At 65.7% G+C, this 1,146-nt stretch carries 1 protein-coding gene; it reads left to right on the forward strand.

Going from position 1 to position 1,146, the window contains the following annotated elements; all coding sequences use genetic code 11:
- Positions 1-1,146 (forward strand): maltose alpha-D-glucosyltransferase (gene treS, locus ABTW95_RS35690; protein WP_500228643.1); only part of this gene is annotated, 1,146 nt, incomplete at both ends.

Below are 1,146 nucleotides of genomic sequence, written 5' to 3' on the forward strand. Positions count from 1 at the left end.
GTCATCGCCGATCTGGTGATGAACCACACCTCCGATCAGCACCCCTGGTTCCAGGCGTCGCGGACCGACCCCGACGGGCCGTTCGGGGACTTCTACATGTGGGCCGACGACGACACCGGCTTCCCCGAAGCCCGCATCATCTTCGTCGACACCGAATCATCCAACTGGACCTACGACCCCGTCCGCGGCCAGTACTACTGGCACCGCTTCTTCTCCCACCAGCCCGACCTCAACTACGACAACCCCGCCGTCCAGGACGCCATGCTGGAGAACCTGCGCTTCTGGCTGGACCTGGGCATCGACGGCTTCCGCCTGGACGCCGTCCCCTACCTGTACGCCCGCGAAGGCACCAACTGCGAAAACCTCCCCGAAACCCACGCCTACCTCAAACGCGTCCGCGCCGAAGTCGACCGCCTCTACCCCGACCGCGTCCTGCTCGCCGAAGCCAACCAATGGCCCGCCGACGTCGTGGAATACTTCGGCGACCCCGCCGCCGGCGGCGACGAATGCCACATGGCCTTCCACTTCCCCGTCATGCCCCGCATCTTCATGGCCGTCCGCCGCGAACAGCGCTACCCCATCTCCGAGATCATGGCCCAGACCCCCAAGATCCCCGAATCCTGCCAATGGGGCATCTTCCTGCGCAACCACGACGAACTCACCCTGGAGATGGTCACCGACGAAGAACGCGACTACATGTACGCCGAATACGCCAAAGACCCCCGCATGAAAGCCAACATCGGCATCCGCCGCCGCCTGGCCCCCCTGCTGGACAACGACCGCAACCAGCTGGAACTGTTCACCGCCCTGCTGCTGTCGCTGCCCGGCTCCCCCGTGCTGTACTACGGCGACGAGATCGGCATGGGCGACAACATCTGGCTCGGCGACCGCGACGCCGTGCGCACCCCCATGCAATGGACCCCCGACCGCAACGCCGGCTTCTCCAAATGCGACCCCGCCCGCCTGTACCTGCCGGTCATCATGGACCCCATCTACGGCTACCAGGCCGTCAACGTCGAAGCCCAGGCCAACAACCCCGGCTCCCTGCTGCACTGGACCCGCAAAATGATCGAGATCCGGCAGCGCCACCCCGTCTTCGGCGTCGGCTCCTACGTCGAACTGTCCGCCTCCAACCCCTCCGTCCTG

This window comes from Spirillospora sp. NPDC127506, assembly GCF_040302145.1.
In the GTDB taxonomy this organism is placed as follows: Bacteria; Actinomycetota; Actinomycetes; order Streptosporangiales; family Streptosporangiaceae; genus Spirillospora.